Consider the following 23999-nt stretch of genomic DNA (forward strand, 5'->3'; position numbering starts at 1 on the left):
GATTAATATCTATAATTGTCAGTTATTCTTTTGCCTTGTAGCGGATAATCGAATGCTCTCTCCTACTGTTTTAAACTCCGCCGAAACGTACTTATCCATATTATCCGGCCGGGCAAAGGTACAAGAAAATACCAGTGAGACCTTGCCTTTCGGTACATTCATTTGATCAGCCTTCGTGGAAATGCGTCTCACCTCATTCCAGTTTTTATCGTAAATAAAGAAAGAATCTCCTCCGGCATACTTCAGGTACTGCCCTTCTTCCAGTGCACAATCTAACCGGACCGTAGAATAATTGGCAATCTCCAGCGAGATATCCGAGATACGGTCATTCGCCTTTAAGATGAACTGAACCGGCTGGCGATCATTCTTATTCTCGAACTCCCATTTGGAAACGACCGGCTCACCGGGCTGAAGGATTTTGTTAGTATGTTTGAAACGTTGAACCTGAAGCGGAGATAACAACCAGGATGTCGCAGAAGTCTCCGTCAAAGTGTATTCATTGGAAACATGTTCCATTTCCTTTTTCAGTTCCTTCGGGAAAGCTCCGCATAAACGGGCGTTTTCCCATTCGCGGATAGCTTTGATGATCGCATCCGACTCCCCGTTGTTCGCTACATTTTCCTTATTGGTGACCAATGTATAACCGGCATCAAAGGCAGCCGAACGAGCCAGTAGCCATTCAATATCCTCAATACTGGTATTCGCATCGAATTTAAACCATCCCAACATACAAGGGATCAGGTTACGACGATAAAAATCCTGGTTCATCAGGCGGTAGTTCATCTGGCTCTCACGAAATCCGGCATACCAGGGCTCACCCCAATTCATCCGGGTAAAAGTATGCCAGTTATAATGGGTGGTCATGCTGGCATCGTTAATGCAGTTACGGTATTCGGGCAACAGATTATCATACCACTCTTTCATCATCAGCGACAATCCATACTGTCCCAGACCGGTAGACCAGGCTCCTTCCAACCCGTCAAAGGAAATCTGCTGCACACCCGTATAATTGAAGATACCCGCTATATTACGGGCGATCTCTTTCGTCAGTTCCGTATCCGACAGAAAGACCTTGTAACCATGATCCATCAGCTTACCGATCGTATCTCCTTTTGAATGAGCTACAGCTTTCGTACCCCACGCCCCACGCTGGCAATTAAGTAATTTCCACGGAGCCGCTTCGCTTACCCGTTCATAACGGATCAGTTCATCACCGATCATTACGCCATGCAGGCTGTTATTTTCCATTTGGTTGAAAAACAAAGGATCGGCTATTTCGACAGTATGCTGATCCGGACTGAGATCGGATACCAGTATCGAACTTCCGACCTTTGCCAAACGCTTATCCGGGACAGGCGTTACATAGGCATCGTTGGTCGTAATAAAATTGGAAAGAGTATGAAATCCCAATTTAATTCCGGATTGTGCAGCCTTATTCACGCAGTCTTTCAATCCGTCCAGTCCTGTAGGGAACTCCGACGGGTTGAGTTTAAAAATCCCCCATGTCAGGAAAGGACCTCCATGATACAGATATTTCAATCCGGTACGTTTCGTAAAGGCAATCGCCTCTTCTATATTATTCTCATTGAACGGATAGATAATATAGGCCTGTGCCGCTTCAGGCGCACGTTTCATCCAGACACCGTTCAGTTCAGGATGCGGCAGGCTTTCCGTTAATTCTACCTCTTCGATATGATCGAGTACCTGATCCGCCGGACAACCGAACAACGCGATTTTACTGCCGATAATACCGCCATCTTCATAAGCCGGAGCCGTATAATGCGTATGTCCCCACATCGGAACTACCCGTTCATGATCCCGGTTACGGCAGTAAGCCTGTAAAACACTGCCAAACTCCGTATGTTTGGCAGTCTGTCCGCGATATAATACCTTCATCGAATCGGCAACATCGACCAGTGATGTCGTTGCAAAAATATCGAATGCCGGATCTATATCATCTTCCGTCGAAGGATAACCGCCGATTGTTTTAGGGTTCAGTGCTTGTATTCCTATTGCAAAAAGACTATCACGCACCACACCGACGCACTCCCCGATCGTTTGCGTAATCGTCGTGGCATACGGTCCCCAGACAACCAGATCGATATCTTTATCAGAACGGACCTCCTGCAACTCGAAAGTAATAAAACCCTTTTCCTGTTTGGTAGTCACCAGTAAAGTGGCCCCATTCTTCGGATAAGTCAATGACAGGATTCCCTGGTTATCATTCCAGGATGCACTTGCCGGATTTTCATATTCCCCGCCGACACGGATAGCCAGCAAAGACGACAGTTGTCCGTCCGGTAAATATTCCCTCCGGTGTGTTTTATCCAATAAAGAAGAGATATTCCCATTGGCGTCGACCTCCAATTTGAATGTATCCGTTTCAAAACTCATTATCTGCTTCCGGCAAGCAGATAACATACAACAGGCTAACAGACCTATTATAAATATATTACGTGTTTTCATACGATAGGTTAGTATTAAAAAAAACGGATCCCGGCATCTTATCAGTAAGCTAAACCAGAATCCGTTCTATATGTTTTACAATCTAATTATAACACAGGGTCGAAACTGCCTCCCCAGTCTTTATTCTGATCGAGGTTCGGATTCTTTTCTATTTCATCCTTGCTGATCGGGAAGAAATAGTAAGACTCAGGCATATACATGGCATCTTCACTCGTAGGATTCTGGAAGATCAGGTCGATCACTTGATAATCGAATTCCTCCGGCATCAAGGTATAGCTAGCTGCCCGGTTCATCGCGTCAGTCATATCGATACCGGCTTTCAGGTTAGCCAGGATACCGTACTTATGCTGTCCGTTCAAATAAGTATGCAGCATACGGTGACGGCGTAAATCCCAGAAACGCTGGCCTTCGAAGCAGAACTCGATACGTTTCTCATCCAGTAAAGCCAAGCGCATTTCCTCCCGTGACATTCCGGCTTTCAACCCATACAGATTGTTTGCTCCCGGTTCGATACCTGCCCGTTTACGGATAGCCACCAGCGTTTCATAGCCTTCAGTCGTACTTCCGTTCTCATTGGCAGTTTCCGCTAAGTTAAACATAATTTCCGGATAACGGATCTCGAGCCAGTCTACATCATTCAGAGTAACCTGTGCAACCGGAAGTTCTTCCATGATCCCTTTCTTACAATATAAACCGGTACGGTTATGATGTTCGCCTTGTATATTATATCCGAAAGCATCCAGCGAATTAGCGATGTTGGGAGTCGTATATTGACGACGTCCGGCTTTACCGCTCAATTCATAAATATCTCCGTTATAAACAATGACGGCATCGAAACGCGGATCTCTGTTTTTCCAGAATTCCTGTACATTATAAGAATATTTATCAGACTCACCGACCTTCTTACCATCTTTCATCGGGAATGACTCAACCAATCCCCAGGTCGGTTGGTCGCCACCGGTCGCATTCTTCGATTCCGACAACGGACGGACTGCATCTTCGGCACGTCCGTTCACTTTGGTAGGATTAGAATATATGATCGGCAGGATCGCCTCCGAATGTTTTTTCGTTTCAAAGACATCCGTATAGTTATCGATCAGTCCGTAACCATTCTGATCCAGCAACTCTTTTGCCGATTTCGCCGCATTATAAGCATCTTTCCAATAACTGTTATTGTAAGGGCTCGACGGGTTAAACTGCGGACTTGCCTTATATAACAAGACACGGCTTTTAAACGCAGCAACGATACACTGGTCGATACGTCCGTAATTATCTCCGGAATTCTTGACAGGAAGAAGTTTAGCTGCCTCATCCAGATCGGAAAGGATAAATTCAAAACATTCGGCAGTAGAATTTCGCTTCACATTCAAATCATCTTCCAACGACTGAGGTTCTTTGACAATGGGAACACCTCCATGCAGACGGACCATCTTGAAATACTGGAACGCACGCATAAAATAAGCCTGCCCCTTCATCAGATTCTTTTCACCTTCAGGCAACGTCCCTTCATCTATATTCTTCAACAACGTATTGATATTACGGATACTGGCATAAGGCCAGAACTTAAACGACGTATTATTCGGTTGTACGGCATCTTTTCCCATAATGCCCAGACATTCATCCGAATTTGAACCGTCACGGGGCCAGGTTAAATTCAAAACATTCCCATATATGTCGGTCAGGAACGCCGATGTCAGCTTCGAATCATTCCATACATCCGGACCATAATTACTCAAATCTTTCGTATCCAGCACATTACAACCAGAAAAAGCTAAAAGGCTTGCGGCTATTACTGCATATATCTTTTTCATATTACTAAATAATCTATTAGAAATTAATACTTAAACCACCTGTAAATGTTCTCATCAGAGGATAAGAATCCAACGTATCCTGTTCCGGATCCATTTCGTCCATGCCTGAGATACAGAATAAGTTGGTTGCATTAACAAACACCTGAACATTATTCACTCCTAGTTTCGAGAACCATGTACGAGGCAATGTATAGCCGATATTCAGATTCTTCAAACGCATATAAGCACCGTTCCTCATCCAGTAAGTAGAACCGGCTGCACCGTATTCTTCCTGCCATTCACCACTTACACGCGGATATTTCGCATCTACATTGTCCGGTCTCCAGACATCACCGGTCCACAACTCGAAGTATGGTTTGTCACCTACCTGGAATACACCGTCGCCATTCTTGGTCTTCAACATACGGTCGTAAGCTCCTACTCCCTGGAAGTGAGCATCCAACGTGATACCTTTCCATGACAGATTGAAACCGAAACCATAGTTGATACGGGGAGTTCCCTTATCGGAGAGATACGTATTATCGTTACTGTCGATCTTTCCGTCGGCACCTTCCGAATAGTTGGAACCGCGAATATCCTTGTACAGAAGCGTTCCCAGGATCGGCTTACGTCCAAACTGCGTAAAGCCTTCAGGAAGAGCATCCAGTTGTTCCTGTGTACGGATAATACCCTCACAAAGATATCCCTGCAGACGAGTGTTCGGATGACCGATCGCACTTCTCCATGCTTCCAGCCCTTCAGCCTCATCCAATACCTTCCAGGTATCTTTCACATAACCCAGATTAGCATATACGCTGTAATCCAGAGAACGATATGTATCCGACCATTTCAAAGAAACTTCAGTACCTTTCCAATCCTGCTCTGCATAATTCTCGTTACTCAGGCTGGCGCCATAAGTACCCGGGATGACACGGTTACGGGCTCTAAGGATATGATTCTTATTCTTATAGAAGTAGTCGAACTCACCACTCAGGCGGTTATCGAAGAAACCGAAATCAAGACCGATATCATATACTTCCAGTTTTGCCCATGAGATATACGGATTAGCCGTACTACCTACCGTCAGACCATTCTGGTAGTTATCACCGAAGATGAAACCTGTACCGTTCTTATACGATTCGCGCCACAAGAAAGCAGCGATGTTATCTTCACCGTCCCAGTTATTATCATCACCGGTCGTACCGTAAGAACCACGGATCTTCAGGTTGCTCAGCCATGAGATATTCTTCATAAAGCCTTCTTCCGACATACGCCATGCCACAGAACCGGAAGGGAAGAATCCCCAACGTTCACCCGGAGCGAATTTATAGTTACCGTCTTCACGGAAAGAGAATTCAGCAATGTATTTATCTGCATATGAGTAGTTGAAACGTCCGACAACAGACTGGCGGGCCTTTTCCCATTCACTACCGCTGAAGTAACGACGCTGTGTATCGCTGGATGTTACAAATATCTGGTCGATCGACGTAGTAAGCATGTCGTCGGCTGTACCGTTCAACGTCTTACCGCCTGATTCAGACTGTTCATATACCAATAAAGCAGATACGGCATGTTTTTTATTGAATACCTTGTCATACTGCAGGAACCAGTTGATCTGATAAGAATGATCCAGTTTGACCATCTCACGGATTCCTTCATAATTGGAACTCAGGTTGTGAACTACCATATCATTCGGATCGACCTTAGTCGGGACAAATTTATTATCCGCACTTGCACTCTTAAAACGATATCCTTTGTTATGGGTCAGGAAGCCTTTCAGATTCTCATCATAAGCCGTGTACTGGGCCAGGAAGCTGGTTTTCAATCCATCGACAAACTGTCCCAGGTCGAGATTAAAGCGAACCTGTCCGTCGATCGTCCGTCTTGTCGTTTTCTGATAACGATTACCAAGAACCATATCGACCGGATTCCATGAACCAGCTGTCACCGGATTGGCATTCGTATCGGTCGTCGGGTTACCGTTATCGTCCACATAAAATGGGTATAAACGAGTCCAGTTGAAAGTTGTACGATAAAAATCAGGCACATTAAAGTCGTCCACCTTATCGTACGGCCAATAAAAACGATTATACTCCTTCTGGTTACCGCTCAGGTTAAAGTTCACATTGAAACGTTTGGATACTTGAGCCGTAATATCGGAACGGAAATTGTATTTCTTGAAATCCAGTTTCTTATAAGAACCGTTCTCGTCATGGAAGCCCAGCATCATATAATAAGTAATACGATCGCTACCGCCATTGACACTGATATTATGTTGCTGAGAAGACGGATTTCTCCATACGTAATCATTTACATTATAACTCTTATCCGCAAAATAATCGAATATTTCCTGTCCGTAAGGAGACGGAAGCCCTTTGGTTTCCGCTACACGGTTTGCCCAGATCAGCTCATCGGTTGCCGAGTAATCCTGCAAAGGGCGGGTCGTATTGGAGACACTGAAAACACCCTTGTACTGAAATTCCGGTTTCTGGTTCTTACCGGCTTTCGTTGTTACCAATACAACGCCGTTACCTGCCTTCGAACCATAGATAGAAGCACTGGCCGCATCTTTCAGGAAGCTGATATTATCTACCTCATTCGGATCCAGAGCATCGAAAGCTGCTTTGTCTTTAATTACATTATTAATAACGAACAAAGGTTCACCGAAGCTACCACGCATACGGATCTTGGAAGAAGCCCCCGCCATACCGGAAGTAGTAGTTACCGTTACGCCCGGAGCACGTCCAGCCAGCGTATTAGACAAGTTGGAGGTCGGGATCTTGTTCAGATCGTCCGTCTTTACGGAAGTGATGGCACCGGTCAGGTTCACTTTCTTCTGCGTACCGTAACCTACTACTACCACTTCATCGATCAACTGCGTATCTTCTTTCAGTGTGATCATCAAATTCGTCTGGTTTCCCACTTTTTCAAGAAAACTCTGGTATCCGATATAAGAAACCTGCAAGGTTGCATTATCCGGAACCTGTAATGCAAAATTACCATCGATATCCGTTACCGTACCGATCGTTGTTCCGGCAACAGCTACAGCAGCACCGATGATCGGCTCGTTGTTATGATCCACCACTTTACCGGTCAGTTTCTTTCCCTGCTGTTGTGCGGTAGCGACATCTTCCAACGCTTTCGGAACAATGATGATCTTTTTGTTTTCTACTTTATAAGAACATTCAGGCAAAATCACGGTCAATATTTCATCGATCCGTTTCTTTGCCACATTGATACTAACCCGACGATTGGTATCGATCGCGTTGTCATTATAAAAAAAGGTGAATTCACTTTTACTCTCGATATCCTTCAAAACTTCTTTGACGGTAGAGTTTTTCATGTTTAAATCAATTCTGGTGCTTTGGGCGTAAGTTTCTACAGCAGAAACTTTAAACAGCACGACGGTTAACAAAATCAGGACTATTTTCATTCCCCGAAAGTTTATTTCTGTTAAGAAAGGACATAATAAGCCCTTCCCATAAAATTTATTCATATTTTTACATGGATTTTTCTAGTTAGACATTTATCCCATTCCCTGCCAAGAGATGTGATTGTTTAATTAAAATCTTCGGAATAGGTGAATGTTACCGCATTCGCCTATTTTCTTTTTCTCTATATGTCTGGTCTCATAAGCATTCTTTTTTTTAAGGTTAATACTCTATTACTTAGGCATAATAAATGCCTTTCCGTTTTTTATCTGATAACTGATCGGAATAATAAAACTCATCGCCCTCAATATCTCGTCGATGTCCTCCTGACGGATCGTAAATGACATATAAGTCGATTCAGCAAATTTTTCCGGACACACTATATCTATATTATACCATCCTTCCATACTAATCAGAATATCGGAAAGAGGGCGGTTATCGAAAACAAGCCGGTCTTTGATCCAGTCGGCATATAAACTAGCATTGGCCGATTTCACTGTTGCAGCCTGGAGGTCTTTCTTATACTCAAAAACCTCATTGGGCTTCAAATAAACTTCCCGGTGAACGGAAGGACCGGATATTTTTACGCTTCCGCTCAATAAGGCCGTCTCTATATTCTCTTTAAAAGGATAACTCGATATATTAAAACTCGTACCTAAAACTTCCACGTCCACATCACCCGCTTTTACGATGAACGGCTTTTCTTCGTCCCTTACCACTTCAAAGTAAGCGCCTCCGACCAGATTGACCGTTCTTTTACCATCAGCGAACTGATCAGGATAGACCAGGCGGCTCTCCGAATTCAGCCAGACAACCGTCCCGTCCGGTAAAGTAAATTTACCTTTGCTGCCTTTGGCCGTTATCAGCTGGTTCTGCACCATCAATTTCGGTTCCGTCTGTTCAATACTCAACCAGAAGTACAATCCGAACAAAACAAGCAAAACAGCAGCAGCCTGATACCAACGGATAAATGACCGCCGGGTTTTCTTCTCTATCCGTTCATGTTCGTTCAGAATACGCATCTTCAACCTGTCGAGAGCGATATCCACTTCCAACTCATTGTCGGCAGAAGCATTACACGAAAGCCACAGATCTCTCGTATCCGTAAAATCACTTCTGTTCTTTTCCGATTCCTTCAGCCACTGAAGTAATTGTCTTTTCTCTTCCAGGCTTGCCGAACCGTCCAGGTAACGGATTATTATAAGATTTATATCAGTTGTGAAATTCTCCATATTTTCCATTCTATTAGTAGTACAAAATTTCGGGGTTTTACCCTACCCCCTGTTTGAAATATTTTTTATTTGCCTTTATGTTAAGATATTCCCGACAATAAAATGAGCAGTGAGATCAGCCCTTCTTCAGTCAAATGTTTTTTCAGTCCTGACAAGGCTTTACTTATCTGTTTCTCAACCGCTTTTATACTGACTTCCAATTGTTCGGCTATTTCACGGTTCTTTAAACCGTATGAGCGACTGAGTAAAAATATTTTCTTGCATTGCGGTGATAATGTATCTATAAATAAGGTTATTTCTGTTTCCAGTTCTTTCAAAAGTAAACTTTGCTCCGAGTTCAGGATATTAGCGGACATATATTGTTCGAGAATATCGCTTTCATTACTCTCATCCAATGAATATTCTTTATTCTGATATTTTTTATGCATCACATTGATGGATCTGTTATATACCGATTTGAACAAATAGGATTTTACCGCACCTTCAAATTCAATCGAATCGCGCCTTTGCCAAAGTTCAAAAAAAGTATCCTGCACAATGTCTTCCGCCAGGTCCGTATCATTTACGAAACGAAAAGCATACGTCCGTAAAGGCTTATAAAAACGTCTGAAGAGCGTCCCCAAAGCTGCTATCTCATATATATCTTTCTCTGAACTCATGCTTTTGAAAGGTTTAAGAGTCGTGAACAAAAAATAGGAATACACCAAAAACCGCAACAAGTCAGAAGACATTTCAGCCATAGTTCATATAGAACTATGTACTATATTAATATTCATTGGCTGTATGAAAAACGAATATGTTGTCAAAAAGGAGAGTTTTTTCCGAAATTACGGGGATTTATTACCTGAAAATTATAAAGCATGGTATAAATTTATAGAACCAGATACCACTTTATCCGGATTTACGGACAAAGTTCTCTATTATACTCACTATAAGACCGGATTAATAAGGAAGTTAACAAGGTTTTTACGCCAAATTACCAAAGTTCTATATGAACCGCGTTTTGGACAGAAAGCTCAGACAGAAAATAAAAAGAGGCTACACAACAACAATATATCGCCAATAGAGGACAAAAGAAAACTCCCGGAACTAAAGAACAAGCGTCAAAATGGTTAAAATTATCTATTTCATACAGTTGATTTTCTACCTTTGGATACTGCCTGATAACTTCCGGTAATTTGTGTATATTAAAACATGGAACCATATTTCTCTTTAAAAAAAACGGGACATGAAGCCCTAATCCGGTCTGATTTATCACCCCGAATTCTACCCTTCCATTTTTATCACCAAAATGCTCAGATAAATAGCTATAAAAACAGGTGATAATTTCCCTCATATCTCTAAAGTATGATTAAATTTTATTTCGTAAAGATATGTATTTTTTTATCTTTCCTAAAGATGAAACGAAATTATTCTCATTTGTCCGGTCCATTCGGCTGCTATAAAACCTTTCAGTTTCCGTAAAGATTATCGTTAAATTGTCTTCCATTCCTCTTCCGGGAATCATCTTTTACTCCCGGAGCTGCAATCAGGCTTGTATAACCGTGTACTTTTATTAAACTTCCTCCCTGTATTTTAGTGACGGAGATCAGGTGCAGGGCTTCCAATTTACGTATCAAGCGATTAATCGAACCGATATTGATACCTGACAGGTCGGCTAATTCCTGTTGTGTACCGACGTACTCTCCTCTTTTGCACGGAACCTTCCGTCCGTTCAAATCAGTATAACCATCGGCAAAAAAGCAAATGTCGAATAACAACAAATGAAGCTGTCCCAACTGGCGGGTAGCCGGACACTTTAACAAATCCAGGGTATAACGTGGAATTTTTACGTAAGGCAATCCCATTAAATCGATTGCCAGCTTCTCATTAACAGACCGGAACTCATCCATAGCATCAAATTTATTAACAAATATTACGATGTAACTCCCGATGTAAAAGTGCAATTTACTATTCATCTTTAATCGTCTATCAATAAACCCTTTACACCACCCGGTGAAATTAGTTATATTTTTGTCCGATGTAACAAACGCGATTCCTTATATTATATATAATAAATATCTTATTCTTTAAAATAAAATATAAAGATACCAACATTTTTTTTGAAAAAACAGAATATGCATCCTTTAAATCAATTGTAAAGATATAAAACACATTACAAAGACAACGTTGTTTCTTTGATTATTTCACTTCACATCTTATAAATCTTCAATAGAAGCCTTATCTTTGCCATACTAAACATATATTTAATATGTGGGGTAAATATTTTTTGTCTACAACTTTTCCTTATAGACGGTTCCGTACCCCCGTGGAGAGCATTAATGTGCCTCCAGCATTCTAGGAATGTGTTGTTCAACGGGAAGGGCGGAACCGTTTTTTTCCACCTGTGCTTTAAAGAAAATACTACCATGAATGAAGCAGAAAACACATCGACACTCCCGAAAAAAATCTCTAGTGAAGTCTTTTTCAAAGAAGAAGCCCGCCGTATACGGGAAGCATTCAACAGCAAAAGTAATGAGCTGGACCTCGAGTATCTCCGTCACCAGTTGAAATGTATGAAAAGTCTGGCAACAAGCCTTGAACTTCCGTGGGATCGCTTTATTCCCATCCTCTTTCGTAGTCTTACCCTCTACATGCAACAACCGGACATAAATATAAACAAACGAAAAATGGCCCAGTTAACTGCACAATTAATTGATTGTATCACTTATCTGTCACAAAACGGACGGGAGATTAATGCTCTGGCTGTTTATTTCGACCACCAGATCAATGATCTTGACAACCTATTGGCAAAAAATGAAGAACAACAGGGTAATTCCGCGATAGTTGAATCCTAATAAAACAGGGCATAACTATCTCCGAAAAAATAAGGGACTTTTGAATTCAAAAGTCCCTTATTTTGTAATTAAAAGTCCTGTCTTAACATTTCAAAAGACCTGACCTTTCAAGCAGGTTGTATTCCTCCTGATTATTGTAGTTCACAAATTGCCATCAAAGCTTGTTCTGCTTTTTCTTCAGGTACAAAAATATGGTCGTGATAATAGGCTGCAACAACATTCGCACTAATATTCTTTTCTGCCAGTTTTGCAGAAAAAGCGGCTGTCAATCCAACAGCATCCAAACTGGAATGAACATTCAAAGAAATAAGCTTATAAACAGATTCATAGTCGATATGACTGTCAATAGCCTGCTGCTTTGTTATAATTAATGTCACTCCCTCTTTTTCTTGAAACATTCCTATCGGATTCAGACGGCAGATATCATTGCTATTAAAATCCGGGAAAGTACAAAAAACAAAACTCCGCTCATCCAATACCGGATCTACATTCGCTAATAATGTCTGCAATTCTTTAATACCTGTCATAATGTATTGATTTTAAATTAACATAATTCTCAAAGGCTTATAAACATATATATCACTATTTCCGTATATTTGTAATTGAACAAAGTTACAAACTTAATCAGACTAGCATGAAAAATTCCTCTTTTTTTATTTGTATGCTACTCGTATGGATATGCTCTTGTTCACAACAAGGCACACAATCCGATTTGATGTCATTCGACAACAATCCTCGTATAAAAAAGGGCCATTTATCCTCTCTTGAGTTAAATGGTTGGTTTGCCTCCAATGGAAATGCGTCAATCGATTCGGTTGAACTATTCAATGACCGGAAGTCATTGAAGTTACAAAACGATCCGGCTGACAGCCTTAAAATATCCCAGGTTTATTATTACGCCAACACCAGAGATATTACCGGCGATTCTATTTATTTTTCCGGAAAGTTTAAATACAAAGGAGCCGACAGCACCTCTATCGTTTTCGGTATACAACAAATGGGACAGGATACTATGGCTAATGCCATGACTGAGATAGGGAAACGCTCCGGAGATTCAGAGTGGAATGATTTTACCATTAAAACAGCCATGTCTTCATTGACATCGGGTATCAATTTCTTCGTCTTCACTACCGGAAATATCGAATTGTGGACAAGCAACTGGCAGGCCCAATTAGATAAAAAACCGTTAGGGGCATTTGTCAATCACGAATTTTCAGTAGAAAAAGATAAAGAATTTGATTACGGATCGTCCTTCTGCCTATCCGCCCCGACCACACAAACATATGAAAATCTGGAGGTACTGGGTAAGGTCTGGGGATTCCTGAAATATTACCACCCAGAAGTTACCCAGGGTAATTACAATTGGGACTACGAATTATTCAGGATATTACCTCAAATAGCCAAAGCTCCCGACAAAGACAAAAGAAATAAATTACTGAATGAATGGATCGACAAATACGGAAAGATAACCCAAACTGTCTCCTACGCAATAGAAGATTCCAGTAAATATTCACGTATCATCGATACGGACTGGATAAACGACAAAAATTTATTCGATGCCCCATTAATATCCAAATTGAATACAATCAAGAATGCAAAACGCAATCTTAAATTCAATTACTATCTGATCCCTTATCAAAGCGGCGGATCTTCTTTATTCGACCGTGAAAAAGAATATCCTCTGATTCCCTGGAAAGACCAAGGTTACCGTATCCTGACTTTATACAGGTTATGGAATGCCGTTGAATATTGTTTTCCATATACAGAAATGACAGATAAACCGTGGGATACATTATTAGGGAAATTCCTTCCCAGATTCGTGTCACCAGTCGATAACGAAGAGTATAAACTGGCTATTCTGGAATTACTCACTTGCATTAACGATTCACATGGTTTCGTTTATGTACCCAGAGAGGACTTGGAAAAAACGATTTTGAAAAGACAATCCGATAGTTTTGTGGTCCCTGTTACATTAACAGAGTCGAAAAGCGGTGACATCGTGGTCAGGGATACACGGACATTCGAGTTGGAAAGAGGAGACATTATTCGTACGATCGATGGTGAGGATGTAAAAAAGATTATAACAGATCTTAGTCCGTACGTCCCCGCCTCCAACCATCCGACATTGGTCAGAAACGTATTGCCCTGGTTACTGCGGACCGATACAGGATATATGAATATCACTTGTATCCGCAACGGAAAAGAAATACAGATAGATATCAAAAACTTCGGACAAAACAGGCGTAGACAGCCCCATGAACTCAGCGACATGAAATGGCCGAAAGATTACAATCTGTCAGCCAAAAAAATTATATATATAGATGTGTCGACGGCAGAAAGCGATGCCATTACCGATGTGATTCAAAACAATAAGAATGCGAAAGGCATGATACTCGACATGCGAAAATATCCATCCATGGCGGCTTACGGTACTTTACCCAATTTACTGCTTCCTGCTCCGCAAGAATTCATGTGGTTTTCATTTAACCGGAATGAAGCTCCGGGCAACTACAAATTATGTTCCACAGCAAAAGCAGGCTCCGATAATCCCGACTATTTCAAAGGGAAAGTAGCCATTCTGGTAAATGAAGGAACTCAAAGTCATGGAGAATTTTCCTCCATGGCTTATCGCAAAGCTCCGCAAAGTGCCATTATCGGCAGCACGACAGCCGGAGCAGACGGCAATATCGGAAGTTTTTATCTGCCAGGTAAAGCCACCTGCATCTACACCGCTTTGGGAGCTTATTACCCGAACTGGGAACAATGCCAGCGCAAAGGCGTTAAGGTAGACATCGAAGTCCGCCCGACAAACCAGGAGATCCGTAACGGACAAGATGTATGGATCGAAAAAGCAATTGAATATATATTAAAATAAACAGGCCTATGGATATAGCTAAAATACCAGTTTAACAACCCCTTCTACCTTATCCCCCCTTTTGAGTGGCCTGTATCCCTTTTCTGCATGAGGAATCAGGAAGTTCTCTCTTCCCGGATTATTATAACCGGCCACCAATAAGCGGGTGGCCTCTTTTTCTATCCAGGGGCGGACATGTTGCGTACCATCGGAAATGATGGTAACAGAATTGCCTTCCTTACTCTTCAGACCTGCCCGGTAGATATTCTCTTTGGTAGAACGAAACAGATTTGAACCCGCTGCCGTCTGATCGTATGACCAGGATTTCGATGGTTGTTTGGATGGCCCGGCCAATCCGGATACCGGTAAAGATTTATCAAAAGCCTCGGCCTCTCCTTTCAGGGCATCTATATTATCTTCGGGATACACAGTCCAATACCCTTTACGCTCCCAATCCAAATGAGTGAAAGAAGAAGGCAGCGTGAAAACCAATCCGGTTTGCCGGGGTGAAATATCCTGAAGCATCGTAAAATCATAAGTAAAAGTGACTTCACCATTCTTATGGAAACGATATTCCAATACACCTTCTGCTTCTTTATAATTTCCTTTCACCTTTACGGAAACAACCTCTTCGCCGGGTACAAAAGTAACCGACTGGGCCAGCCAATCCTCGCAAACAGGGTTATAAGGCTCAAATTTCTGATCCTTTCCTACCATCTGAATCCCTTCGCCTTCTCCGTTCAAAGGTAACACCATCAATGAAGGAGACTGATGCAAAACAGTCTTTCCGTTACATTCGGCCGATAACAAACCGGTCCGTCTGTCTATAGTAAAATGTCCTTTGCCGGATTGTATTTCGATCGCATCCAGTCCTTCCTGCCAGGAAAGAGTTCCGGTCTGCTCCTGTGTCTGTTCCTTCAATTGTTCAGGTAAGATGCGGAAACGATATTCATCGATGACAAAACCGCGAACACCAATCACTGCCAGTTCCATGATCTCCGCATTACGCAATTCTTCCGGTAAACGGACCTCTATATCGCCTTCAGTACGGGGAGCGATATCCGCAGTGATCTTACCGCTCTTCTTTCCTACTTTCCATTCAATGGAACATTCGGAAAGGTTACTGAAATTATGACGGTTCTCCACATAGAAACGGACAATGCCGTCGGCCGTCATATTACCTTTCTGCATTATCTTAACCGGACTGAAGGCTTTCTTCATTCCCCAATATTCCGGTTTTTCACGTCGCCATCCGTCTATCGGTCCCCAGGTTCCGTAACCGACCGCCTTTTCTCCCGGCAGGAAGAAAGTATCGTCGATACCCGCCCATATCGCACCACCCAGAACACCCTGGCTATGGTACATATCATTCCACATCCGGTCCAACAACGGTCCCCACATCGAACGAAGTCCCGGATCGGCAGCCAGTTCCAAGCGGTTATAAGCATTCAGGTGGCAAAACTCATCGAATGTGACAGGACGTTTGCTATTACGGTATTTATCCGGTCCGGTAGGTCCGGGATAGTGATGATTGGTCACTTCCAGTTCCCCGTTATCCGCATCCGGTCCCCACTGGCTAAAGATACGGGGACGGGTGGGGTCTATAATCTTCACGACTTCCGACGCCTTTTTGAAATATTCGGTAAACAGTGTCGATTCATTTCCCATCGACCACATGATGACGGAAGGATGGCTCCGGTTCAGGTTGACCATTTCCACGTGCTGATTTACCAGAACGACATCGTGTTTGTCGTCCGATACTTTGGTATTATGTGCCCAACAGAAAGGGGCCTCCACTTCTACTAGCATTCCCAGTTCGTCACAAGCCTCCAGCAAAGCCTCATCCGGCGGATAGTGGGAAGTACGGATATAATTCACATTGCCACGACGGAACAACTCGACATCCCGGCGCCATATATCCCCGTTTACCGAACGTCCGCGTAACGGCATTACCTCATGGCGGCAAACACCCCGAAGCTTCACCGGCATATTATTTACATACATCTGATTACCCCGTACCTCTATCTGACGGAAACCGATACGGCGGGTAGTCTCATGCAATATTTGTTTCCCGCTCTTTAACTGGCAGGTGAAAGTGTACAGAACAGGATGTTCCGAATCCCATTTATCCGGTTCCGTAACAGGAAATGAAAGCGTCATCTTCTCAGATCTCCCCACCCCGACAACACCGACCGGAGTCGTATTTTGTTTTAACGGGATCTCCTTTCCGTTTCTATCTTTCAAAATGAAATGAAGAGACAATCCTTTAGCTGCATCCGAAGATTCGTTCATAACCTCTACTTCTGCCTTTAGCGTAGCATCCGTATAAGTCGAATCGAATAAAGTCGCAGCATGGAACATCGACAAATTCACTTCCGGCAATGTAAACAGATACAGATCGCGCGTAATCCCTCCCAACGGGTGTACGGCATACTGAGATCCGCTCGACGTGGAATCCGCCAGGCTCTCCGATATGACTGAAACTGCTATCCTGTTCTCTTTTCCGGCTTCTATCAATCCGGTCACATCCAGTTCGAAAGCAGTAAAACCACCCAAATGGGAACCCGCCTCCTTACCGTTTATAAAAATCCGGCTGTCACTGTATATCCCGTTACAACGTAACTTGATCCGTTGTCCGCTCCAGGAAGCAGGGACAGTAAATGTCCGGAAATAACCGGCAGGCTTCCCTTTCTCCACTTCAAATCCCTGCATTACCCATTCACCGGGAACTTCTATGCTTTTCCAACCTGAAACATTCCCTTTATTCCAGAATTCACTTTCCGGTGAAGGATTGAACAACCAATTTCCTGCCAAAGAAACTTTCTGTTTCTCCATCTTCGCAGGTAAAGGGGAAAGGCGTGGAACGATAAAATCATTCGCGAAAACCGATGGTAAGAATAAAATCGAAATCATCAGGAAAAATAGTATCCTTACTTTCATTATGTATTTGTGTTTTAATAAGATTGATAATCTTCTCTACATACGCAAATTAACGATAATTATTCTTATCGCTTTTCCTCTTTGTCAAAACAAAAAAACTTCAAATCGGAACCTTCACAAATATAATGTATAAAATTAGGAACTAAAAAGTTTCGTACCACACACAGGAAACAACCGTTATACAGAAATGCCGGGAATCAGTCAGCTATACCAGCTACCGATTCCCGGCTGTATTTTAGAAATAAGATCAAAAATAAATCTTCAAACGCAGCTCATTTTCAGAAGTCCTTAACAGTTTTCAGGATATAGTCCTGATAAGAACCGTCTGCAGCTGTTACGCGGTAAAAACGATCCTGAGAAAAATCACCGGGAGCTCCCAGCCTGGGAGCCTCATCCAAAGGTGAAATGGTTGCGGCATCCGAAATAGAGACATACACCCACAACTTTGTCAAACCGTCTTGCGCAATCTGCTCCTTAAACATATCATACAACATCTCCTTCGTCACAGAGCCAGACGGACCAGCCTTCTGGATACTGTTCAGGCTATGGCTTAAAGTCGTTTTGAAACCAGTCTTGCCATTTTCCTCAACCGCTTCCATCTTTTTATTAAATATCACCTCACAAACACGGCCTTCTTCTATTTCCTGGTTAGCAGTTCCTTTCTGGATCGTATCATTATATAAGAAACGATAAGAATAGTCGACATTCGTCATTACCTTATCCGACGAATTTTCCAGGTCTTGCAAATTGTGATACAGGCAACTGTTCATAACGAACATCAGCAAACATCCGATCAATATATTATAAACTCTTTTCATTGTACTTGTTTTTTTAGTTACTATTTTACATGATCATTCCCATCCCGGATTCTGTTCGACTCCCGCTTTCAGGCAGAATTTACGGTTCAAGGGGACTAAATAACGTTTCGGTGTGAACCGGGCCTCTCCTATCGCATTATTAACAGTAAAGAAATTGTAGGTCTGCCCGTCACGTGAGATACGGATACCACGCAACGAACCTGTCAATTCTGGGATAATAAAACCTCCGGTTGCATAAGTACCATTACCGACACCACCACTCTGACGCATTCCCCAGCGCAGTAAAGACCAATAACGATCGTTGCATTCATACACCATTTCCACATTCCGCTCACGTTTGTAAGCCTCGAAGAGCGGATCGTTCCAACCATTTCCACTTTTCGAATTAAGGTATTGCGCCGCTTTTTCCGCACTGAATCCACCATGCTTCACCATTGTCGGAATCATATATTTCCGTGCATTGGCAAAATCTCCCTTCATCAGATAAGCCTCTGCCATATTCAGATAAGCCTCGCCATAACGTAATACTGAATAGCAATAGTCCAATTTCTGTGATCCCGGATCAGGTAAAGAAACCACATGATCGTAATGATACTTCACCATCGCATAGCCGGTCGAAGAATTATAATTATCCAGATCACCTGCCCTGCGTCCATATTCATCTTCCGCACCAGCATTTATCGGGCTGTTCGAGTTTGAACAGTTTCCGTCACGGCGGAAGAATATACGTTCCTGTCCGTTAAAATACAGACAACTGTCATACAATATAGTCGTATAGAAACGTAAATCCCTCTTCTTATCTTTACTGAAATACATTTTCTCATCCACATTGGAACCAGTCTGTACATAAGAAGCATCTTCCCAGTATTTGACGGAGCCGTCCACATCTTCAACCAGATAATCATCGACCAGATCCTGGGTAGGCCATGAACCGCCATCCATTCCCCAATAGTTCATCGTTGCGTGGATAGGATAATTCTTTTTAGCATACTCCGAAATATTACCGGCATGCCATAATCCCTGATACTGCATAGGTGTATCATGTAAAGAAGTATTCAATTTCAAACGTTCCACAACCAGTATCTGTTCCTGTGCAGCGATAGCAGTTTCATAAGAACGGAACATGTCATAATAAGGGCTTAACCGGCTGCCTTCGACATCCAGTCCCAAAGCCGTACCGGCAGCTATCACCTTATCGTAATATTCACTCTGCGCCGTTCCTCCGTCTACATAAGCGGCTGCCTGGTTCGCAACACGCATTAACAAAGCATAAGCGGCTGCACTGCTCGCACGTCCTCTGGCTACTTCACCGGTAGTCGGCAACGCGTTTGCCGCATCTTGCAAATCCTTAATAATAAAGTCGTAAGTGTCTTTAATGGAAGAACGAGGTATCTGCAGATCATCTTCCACAGACAATACGCGGTCTATGATCTGTAAACCGCCATACTGACGGGCAAACAGGAAATAATGGGCTGCACGTAAAAACTTCAACTCACCGATCGTACGACTCTTAAACTCATCCGAGAAGATCGCACTTGCAGAAATCTCATCGATAGCAGTATGGATACGCCATAAGACGCTGTAATCTAGCCATTCATAATTATCATCCGCCGTAACTCCTTCCGAACGGTCTCTCGACCAGTAGGAGCTATTCAAGGTTCCCGTCATGGCATTCTTGGTAGAACTTTCGGAATGACATGAATAACGATGCCCGTAAGCACCCAGCCATAAACTTTTTTGCAGTACAGTGGAATAAATGGAATAGACATAAGACTCAGCCAATGTCTCACTGGTCCATGTATCGTCTCCTATGATCTTGTCATACGGTCTCGTATCGAGAAAATCCGAACATGATGTAGTTGTAAAAGCAAGGCATAAAGAAACAATGCCTGTATATAATATTTTTTTCATGATTTACTCTTTTATCTATTATTAAAATCCTAATTGAAATCCCACAGAATATGTACGCATCATCGGGTAAGCATATCCATCGAAGTTAGATGCTTCGGGATCGGCATATTTTACCGACGGTCCGATAGCGAATAAATTCACACCGGAAGCAAATACCGTCATATTCTGCAGCCAGGAAAGATTTCTCAAAGCGGCATATTTCAAATCGTATGAGATTGTCAACGATTTCAAACGTACATAATTGGAATTACGAGCCCAGAAATCAGAGGCGACATAGTTATTATTTTCATTCAACGAAGTATTACCAGGGCGTGGGAAAGCGGCATTCGTATTGGTTGGTGACCAGGTATCAAGCTGATAAGTGAAATCCAGGCGTCGTTCACCTTCCTGCGCCATAGCGACATTACTCATATAAGTTTGCCGACGACCCGTTCCCTGAATATTAGCCAACACACTCAAACCTTTCCAATCAGCTGACAGATCGATACCGAAAACAAAACGCGGACTTGCATTATGTCCGTATTTCCGTTGGTCCTGATTGGTAATCTGACCGTCACCATTGACATCAGCATACCACAGGTCACCCGGACGCAGGTCTTTCGAGTTGATACGTTTCGGATTATTCAAAACATCTTCAGGCGTCATATAAAACTGTGTACCGATAAAACCCGTACCAAGATATCCGAGTTTATACCCCTGTTCACGGGTATAAGGATTCGACAAGGTTACTTTATCTTCATTGGTGATCGCTTTGATGGAACGGTACCAGGTAAAGTTAAAACCGGCAGAGAAATTAAAATCTCCGACCTTATCCGAATATTTTACAAAACCGTCCAATCCTTCCGAACGGTCTTCCGCATCAGAGACGATCAAAGGCAAATCGTAACCGATCGGATCGGTGTATTCATATTTGGGAGCTACCAGATATCCTTTCGTACGTTCATAGAACCAGTCGAATGATCCTTCCAGCTTATTTCCCAAAGTGGCGAAATCGAAACCGACATCTGTCTTATCACGTTTATACCATGTCATATTAATACTCGGAGTCGCACCCGGAGTAATAGAATTGACCAAACTACCGCCAATCACATACGCATTGGAATTATAGTTAAAAGTGGTCAGGTAGGCATAGTCATCATGTTTGGCTCCGTTCAGACCAATCTCCCCATACGAACCACGCACCTTGAAATAGTCAAATATCCCTAGTTCCTTCACAGGAGAAAAGAATTCTTCTTCCGAAATAGCCCATCCTAAAGAACCGGAAGGAAAAAATCCGAACCTGTTTCCTTTAGGAAAACAATCGGAGCCATCATAACGACCGGAAAATTCCACCATATAACGATTATCATAGTCATAACGAAGACGACCAACATATCCCATCGAAGCCTGCTCACTCTCTTTGTTACTTGCCGTTATACTGGAAGCATCACCATTTTGTATCTGATGGATCGTCGACAAATAAAACGTATTTGATCCTGCACTGAGCGAAGTACCATGATAATATTGACGGTTATGTACCAAAGTCAGTAATACATTATGTTTATCGTTGAACGTGTTTTTATAATCGACACGTACGTTGAAATCATATCTGTTATGCTGATAGGAAGAGCGGGTCATACTGATGTTGGAAGGATCTTCCAGTGTTGCATTCCCATCGGCATCATAATAAGTCGCATTTTCATACCAGTCTGCCCGGTCTTGCGACTCGATATTATAGTTACCGTCAAAACCCAGTTTCAACCCTTTCACCCAGGGTACAGCCCACTCCAGGTTCACCGCCAACTGATTATAAACAGTACGATACTTGATTTCACCCGGGCCATCCAGCTGCAAAGCCGGATTGTCAAATTGATTGGAGACCGTACCATCCTCATTGTAGGGTCTTTCAAAAGGAGTCCTGTCTTTTAAACGGGAATAAAGGGTATATGCACTGGCACTCGGATAAAGTTCATCCCGCACGGTACCGTTCACATTTAATCCGACGGTCAAGCCTATTTCGTCAAAGTTACTACTGATATTCGTCCTGTAATTATAACGGTCATAGTTCAGTTTATCGGCTTTGTAAATACCTTTTTGTCCCAAATAGTTCAAACTACCGAAATACTTCAGTTTGTCATTACCGCCGCTGATCGACACCGTATGTTCGTTCTGGGGTGTATAATTACGCAACAGTTCATTTTCCCAATTCGTGTATGAGCCTACATTTGCTGCAATCTCTGCCATTTCTTCCGGGGTTCTGAACGAATTGAGGCCATTTCCCAAAGATTGATTCAGTTTGTTGATTGCCGTTGCATATTCATAGGCATTCATCCGTTCCGATGGATAAGAAGGTGTATTGAAGGCAAAATTCGCCTGGTAGTTTACACTCAGTTTCCCAGCTTTTCCCTGTTTGGTTGTGACTACAATGACTCCGTTACCGGCATTCATACCATAAACAGCTGTAGAAGCCGCATCCTTCAATACGGTCATCGATTCGATATCCGATTTGTTCAATGCCATGAAACGGCCGCTTGAAGAAACAAATCCGTCGATTACATACAACGGATCTCCGTTCCCACGTATGGAGACACTAGCTCCGTTCTGCCCCGGTTCTGCAGATCCCTGCTGTACGATCACTCCGGGTACACGTCCCTGCAAAGTCGATCCCATATCGGAAAAAGGTACTTCTAAAACCTTCGTATTATCGACCGAAGCCAACGCTGCCGTATTTTTCCGAACACTGGTCGAACCGTAACCTACAACAATCACTTCATCCAGCTTTTGAGTATCTTCCCGAAGTGTAACTTGAAAAGAAGATTTATTACCTACCGGTACCGACTGAGTTAAATAACCTATATAAGAAATTTCGAGAACAGCCCCTTCCGGAACTTCTAAAGAGAATCGTCCATCTATATCCGTTATACTACCATTTGTAGTACCTTTTTGAACTACATTGGCCCCAATAACAGGTTCGCCGGTTTCATCGACAATCGTTCCTGTAACTTTCTTCCCCTTTTTCTGATCTAAACTATTATTCAACTCGGTAGTAACCGAGTTGAACTGATCATGATCAGTTCCGGCATAAATATGACTTGAGAAAGGACCTGCGCCTAATAAAGTCGCAATAAACAAGTATCCCCCTCGTTTCCACACACACATTTTTTTGCTTTCCATAATAATAATGCTTTAATGAAAACTACTTTACACAATGCTTTAATTTGATAATGTTTTACGATTACAAAGTAAGTTATGTTCTCATTATCAGCGGGTATTATACTTATGGCAAGAACTTTTAAATACGGAACGGATTTCTAAAAAATGTATCAAAATAGGAACAGAACAAAATATTCAATGTAAACTTCTTTGTCGACGCAACAGGTGCAAAAGAGTAAAAAATCAATGATGATGCAGAATTACATAATTAAGTAAAAACAAATACTTAAAATAAAAGTCGGGGATGAACTTAATCACACCCGACTTATATTTACAGAGCAATAGCTACTCTTTTATTCTTTTCCCACTAATTCAGGGAATGCTTGCGTCAGTATTTCTTTTGCCTTTTCATAATCCTTCTCCATAACATATATCTCTATCTGAAAACCAGGGATATTCAGTACGGAAGAAATGATCTCATTTTTTAGAAAAGACTCGATACCGTCATTTCTCAACAAATCCGACAACAGAGTTGCCTGGAAATCGTTATCTAATGTTGCCAAATAAACTGTTTCCATACCTTTATAA

The 23999-nt window shown here is 42.4% G+C and carries 15 protein-coding genes; 3 read left to right on the top strand and 12 right to left on the bottom strand.

From position 1 onward, the window contains the following. Positions 1-18: 18 nt before the first annotated feature. From DWX23_RS03715 to DWX23_RS03735, 5 genes are all read right to left on the bottom strand, one after another. Complete coding sequence (locus DWX23_RS03715) at positions 19-2466, bottom strand: hypothetical protein (protein WP_147382518.1); 2448 nt, start codon at positions 2464-2466, stop codon at positions 19-21. Between the two features lie 86 nt (positions 2467-2552). After that, entirely contained in the window at positions 2553-4277 is a 1725-nt protein-coding gene (locus DWX23_RS03720; RefSeq protein WP_122373442.1) for a RagB/SusD family nutrient uptake outer membrane protein, read from the bottom strand. Between the two features lie 16 nt (positions 4278-4293). Next, entirely contained in the window at positions 4294-7599 is a 3306-nt protein-coding gene (locus DWX23_RS03725; protein ID WP_229801038.1) for a TonB-dependent receptor, read from the bottom strand. A 321-nt stretch (positions 7600-7920) separates the two neighbouring features. Continuing rightward, the gene (locus DWX23_RS03730; protein WP_122351671.1) at positions 7921-8919 is read right to left on the bottom strand and encodes a FecR family protein; all 999 of its coding nucleotides are present in this window, start codon (positions 8917-8919) and stop codon (positions 7921-7923) included. An 80-nt stretch (positions 8920-8999) separates the two neighbouring features. Further along, positions 9000-9578 (bottom strand): RNA polymerase sigma-70 factor, encoded by a 579-nt coding sequence (locus DWX23_RS03735; RefSeq protein ID WP_122373504.1) that lies wholly within the window; start codon positions 9576-9578, stop codon positions 9000-9002. Between the two features lie 124 nt (positions 9579-9702). Between DWX23_RS03735 and DWX23_RS03740 the strand changes: the two genes are divergently transcribed. Continuing rightward, positions 9703-10035, top strand: coding sequence for a hypothetical protein (locus DWX23_RS03740; protein ID WP_122373443.1), 333 nt, complete (start codon positions 9703-9705; stop codon positions 10033-10035). A gap of 335 nt (positions 10036-10370) precedes the next feature. On the opposite strand, the gene DWX23_RS03745 is transcribed toward DWX23_RS03740, so the two are convergent. Then, positions 10371-10811, bottom strand: coding sequence for a helix-turn-helix domain-containing protein (locus DWX23_RS03745; RefSeq protein WP_122351518.1), 441 nt, complete (start codon positions 10809-10811; stop codon positions 10371-10373). A 516-nt stretch (positions 10812-11327) separates the two neighbouring features. Here DWX23_RS03745 and DWX23_RS03750 point away from each other — a divergent pair. Beyond that, positions 11328-11756, top strand: coding sequence for a hypothetical protein (locus DWX23_RS03750; protein WP_122373444.1), 429 nt, complete (start codon positions 11328-11330; stop codon positions 11754-11756). A 131-nt stretch (positions 11757-11887) separates the two neighbouring features. Here DWX23_RS03750 and DWX23_RS03755 read toward each other — a convergent pair whose 3' ends face one another. Further along, the gene (locus DWX23_RS03755) at positions 11888-12283 is read right to left on the bottom strand and encodes an ACT domain-containing protein (RefSeq protein ID WP_122373445.1); all 396 of its coding nucleotides are present in this window, start codon (positions 12281-12283) and stop codon (positions 11888-11890) included. A 107-nt stretch (positions 12284-12390) separates the two neighbouring features. Here DWX23_RS03755 and DWX23_RS03760 point away from each other — a divergent pair, with 107 nt between their 5' ends. Further along, positions 12391-14631, top strand: a complete 2241-nt coding sequence (locus DWX23_RS03760; RefSeq protein ID WP_122373446.1) for a S41 family peptidase — start codon at positions 12391-12393, stop codon at positions 14629-14631. Between the two features lie 18 nt (positions 14632-14649). On the opposite strand, the gene DWX23_RS03765 is transcribed toward DWX23_RS03760, so the two are convergent. The 5 genes from DWX23_RS03765 to DWX23_RS03785 form a co-directional block, all read right to left on the bottom strand. Beyond that, positions 14650-17550 (bottom strand): glycoside hydrolase family 2 TIM barrel-domain containing protein, encoded by a 2901-nt coding sequence (locus DWX23_RS03765; protein ID WP_122373447.1) that lies wholly within the window; start codon positions 17548-17550, stop codon positions 14650-14652. 278 nt (positions 17551-17828) lie between these two features. After that, complete coding sequence (locus DWX23_RS03770; protein WP_122351525.1) at positions 17829-18368, bottom strand: hypothetical protein; 540 nt, start codon at positions 18366-18368, stop codon at positions 17829-17831. 33 nt (positions 18369-18401) lie between these two features. Then, positions 18402-20279 (bottom strand): RagB/SusD family nutrient uptake outer membrane protein, encoded by a 1878-nt coding sequence (locus tag DWX23_RS03775; RefSeq protein ID WP_122373448.1) that lies wholly within the window; start codon positions 20277-20279, stop codon positions 18402-18404. Between the two features lie 21 nt (positions 20280-20300). Continuing rightward, positions 20301-23432 (bottom strand): TonB-dependent receptor, encoded by a 3132-nt coding sequence (locus DWX23_RS03780; RefSeq protein ID WP_122373449.1) that lies wholly within the window; start codon positions 23430-23432, stop codon positions 20301-20303. A gap of 332 nt (positions 23433-23764) precedes the next feature. Continuing rightward, positions 23765-23989 carry a DUF2007 domain-containing protein gene (locus tag DWX23_RS03785; protein WP_122351528.1) on the bottom strand — a complete coding sequence of 75 codons (225 nt, stop codon included), beginning with the start codon at positions 23987-23989 and terminating at the stop codon, positions 23765-23767. Positions 23990-23999 lie beyond the last annotated feature (10 nt).

Source organism: Parabacteroides sp. AF18-52, from assembly GCF_003479145.1.
In the GTDB taxonomy this organism is placed as follows: domain Bacteria; phylum Bacteroidota; class Bacteroidia; order Bacteroidales; family Tannerellaceae; genus Parabacteroides; species Parabacteroides faecis.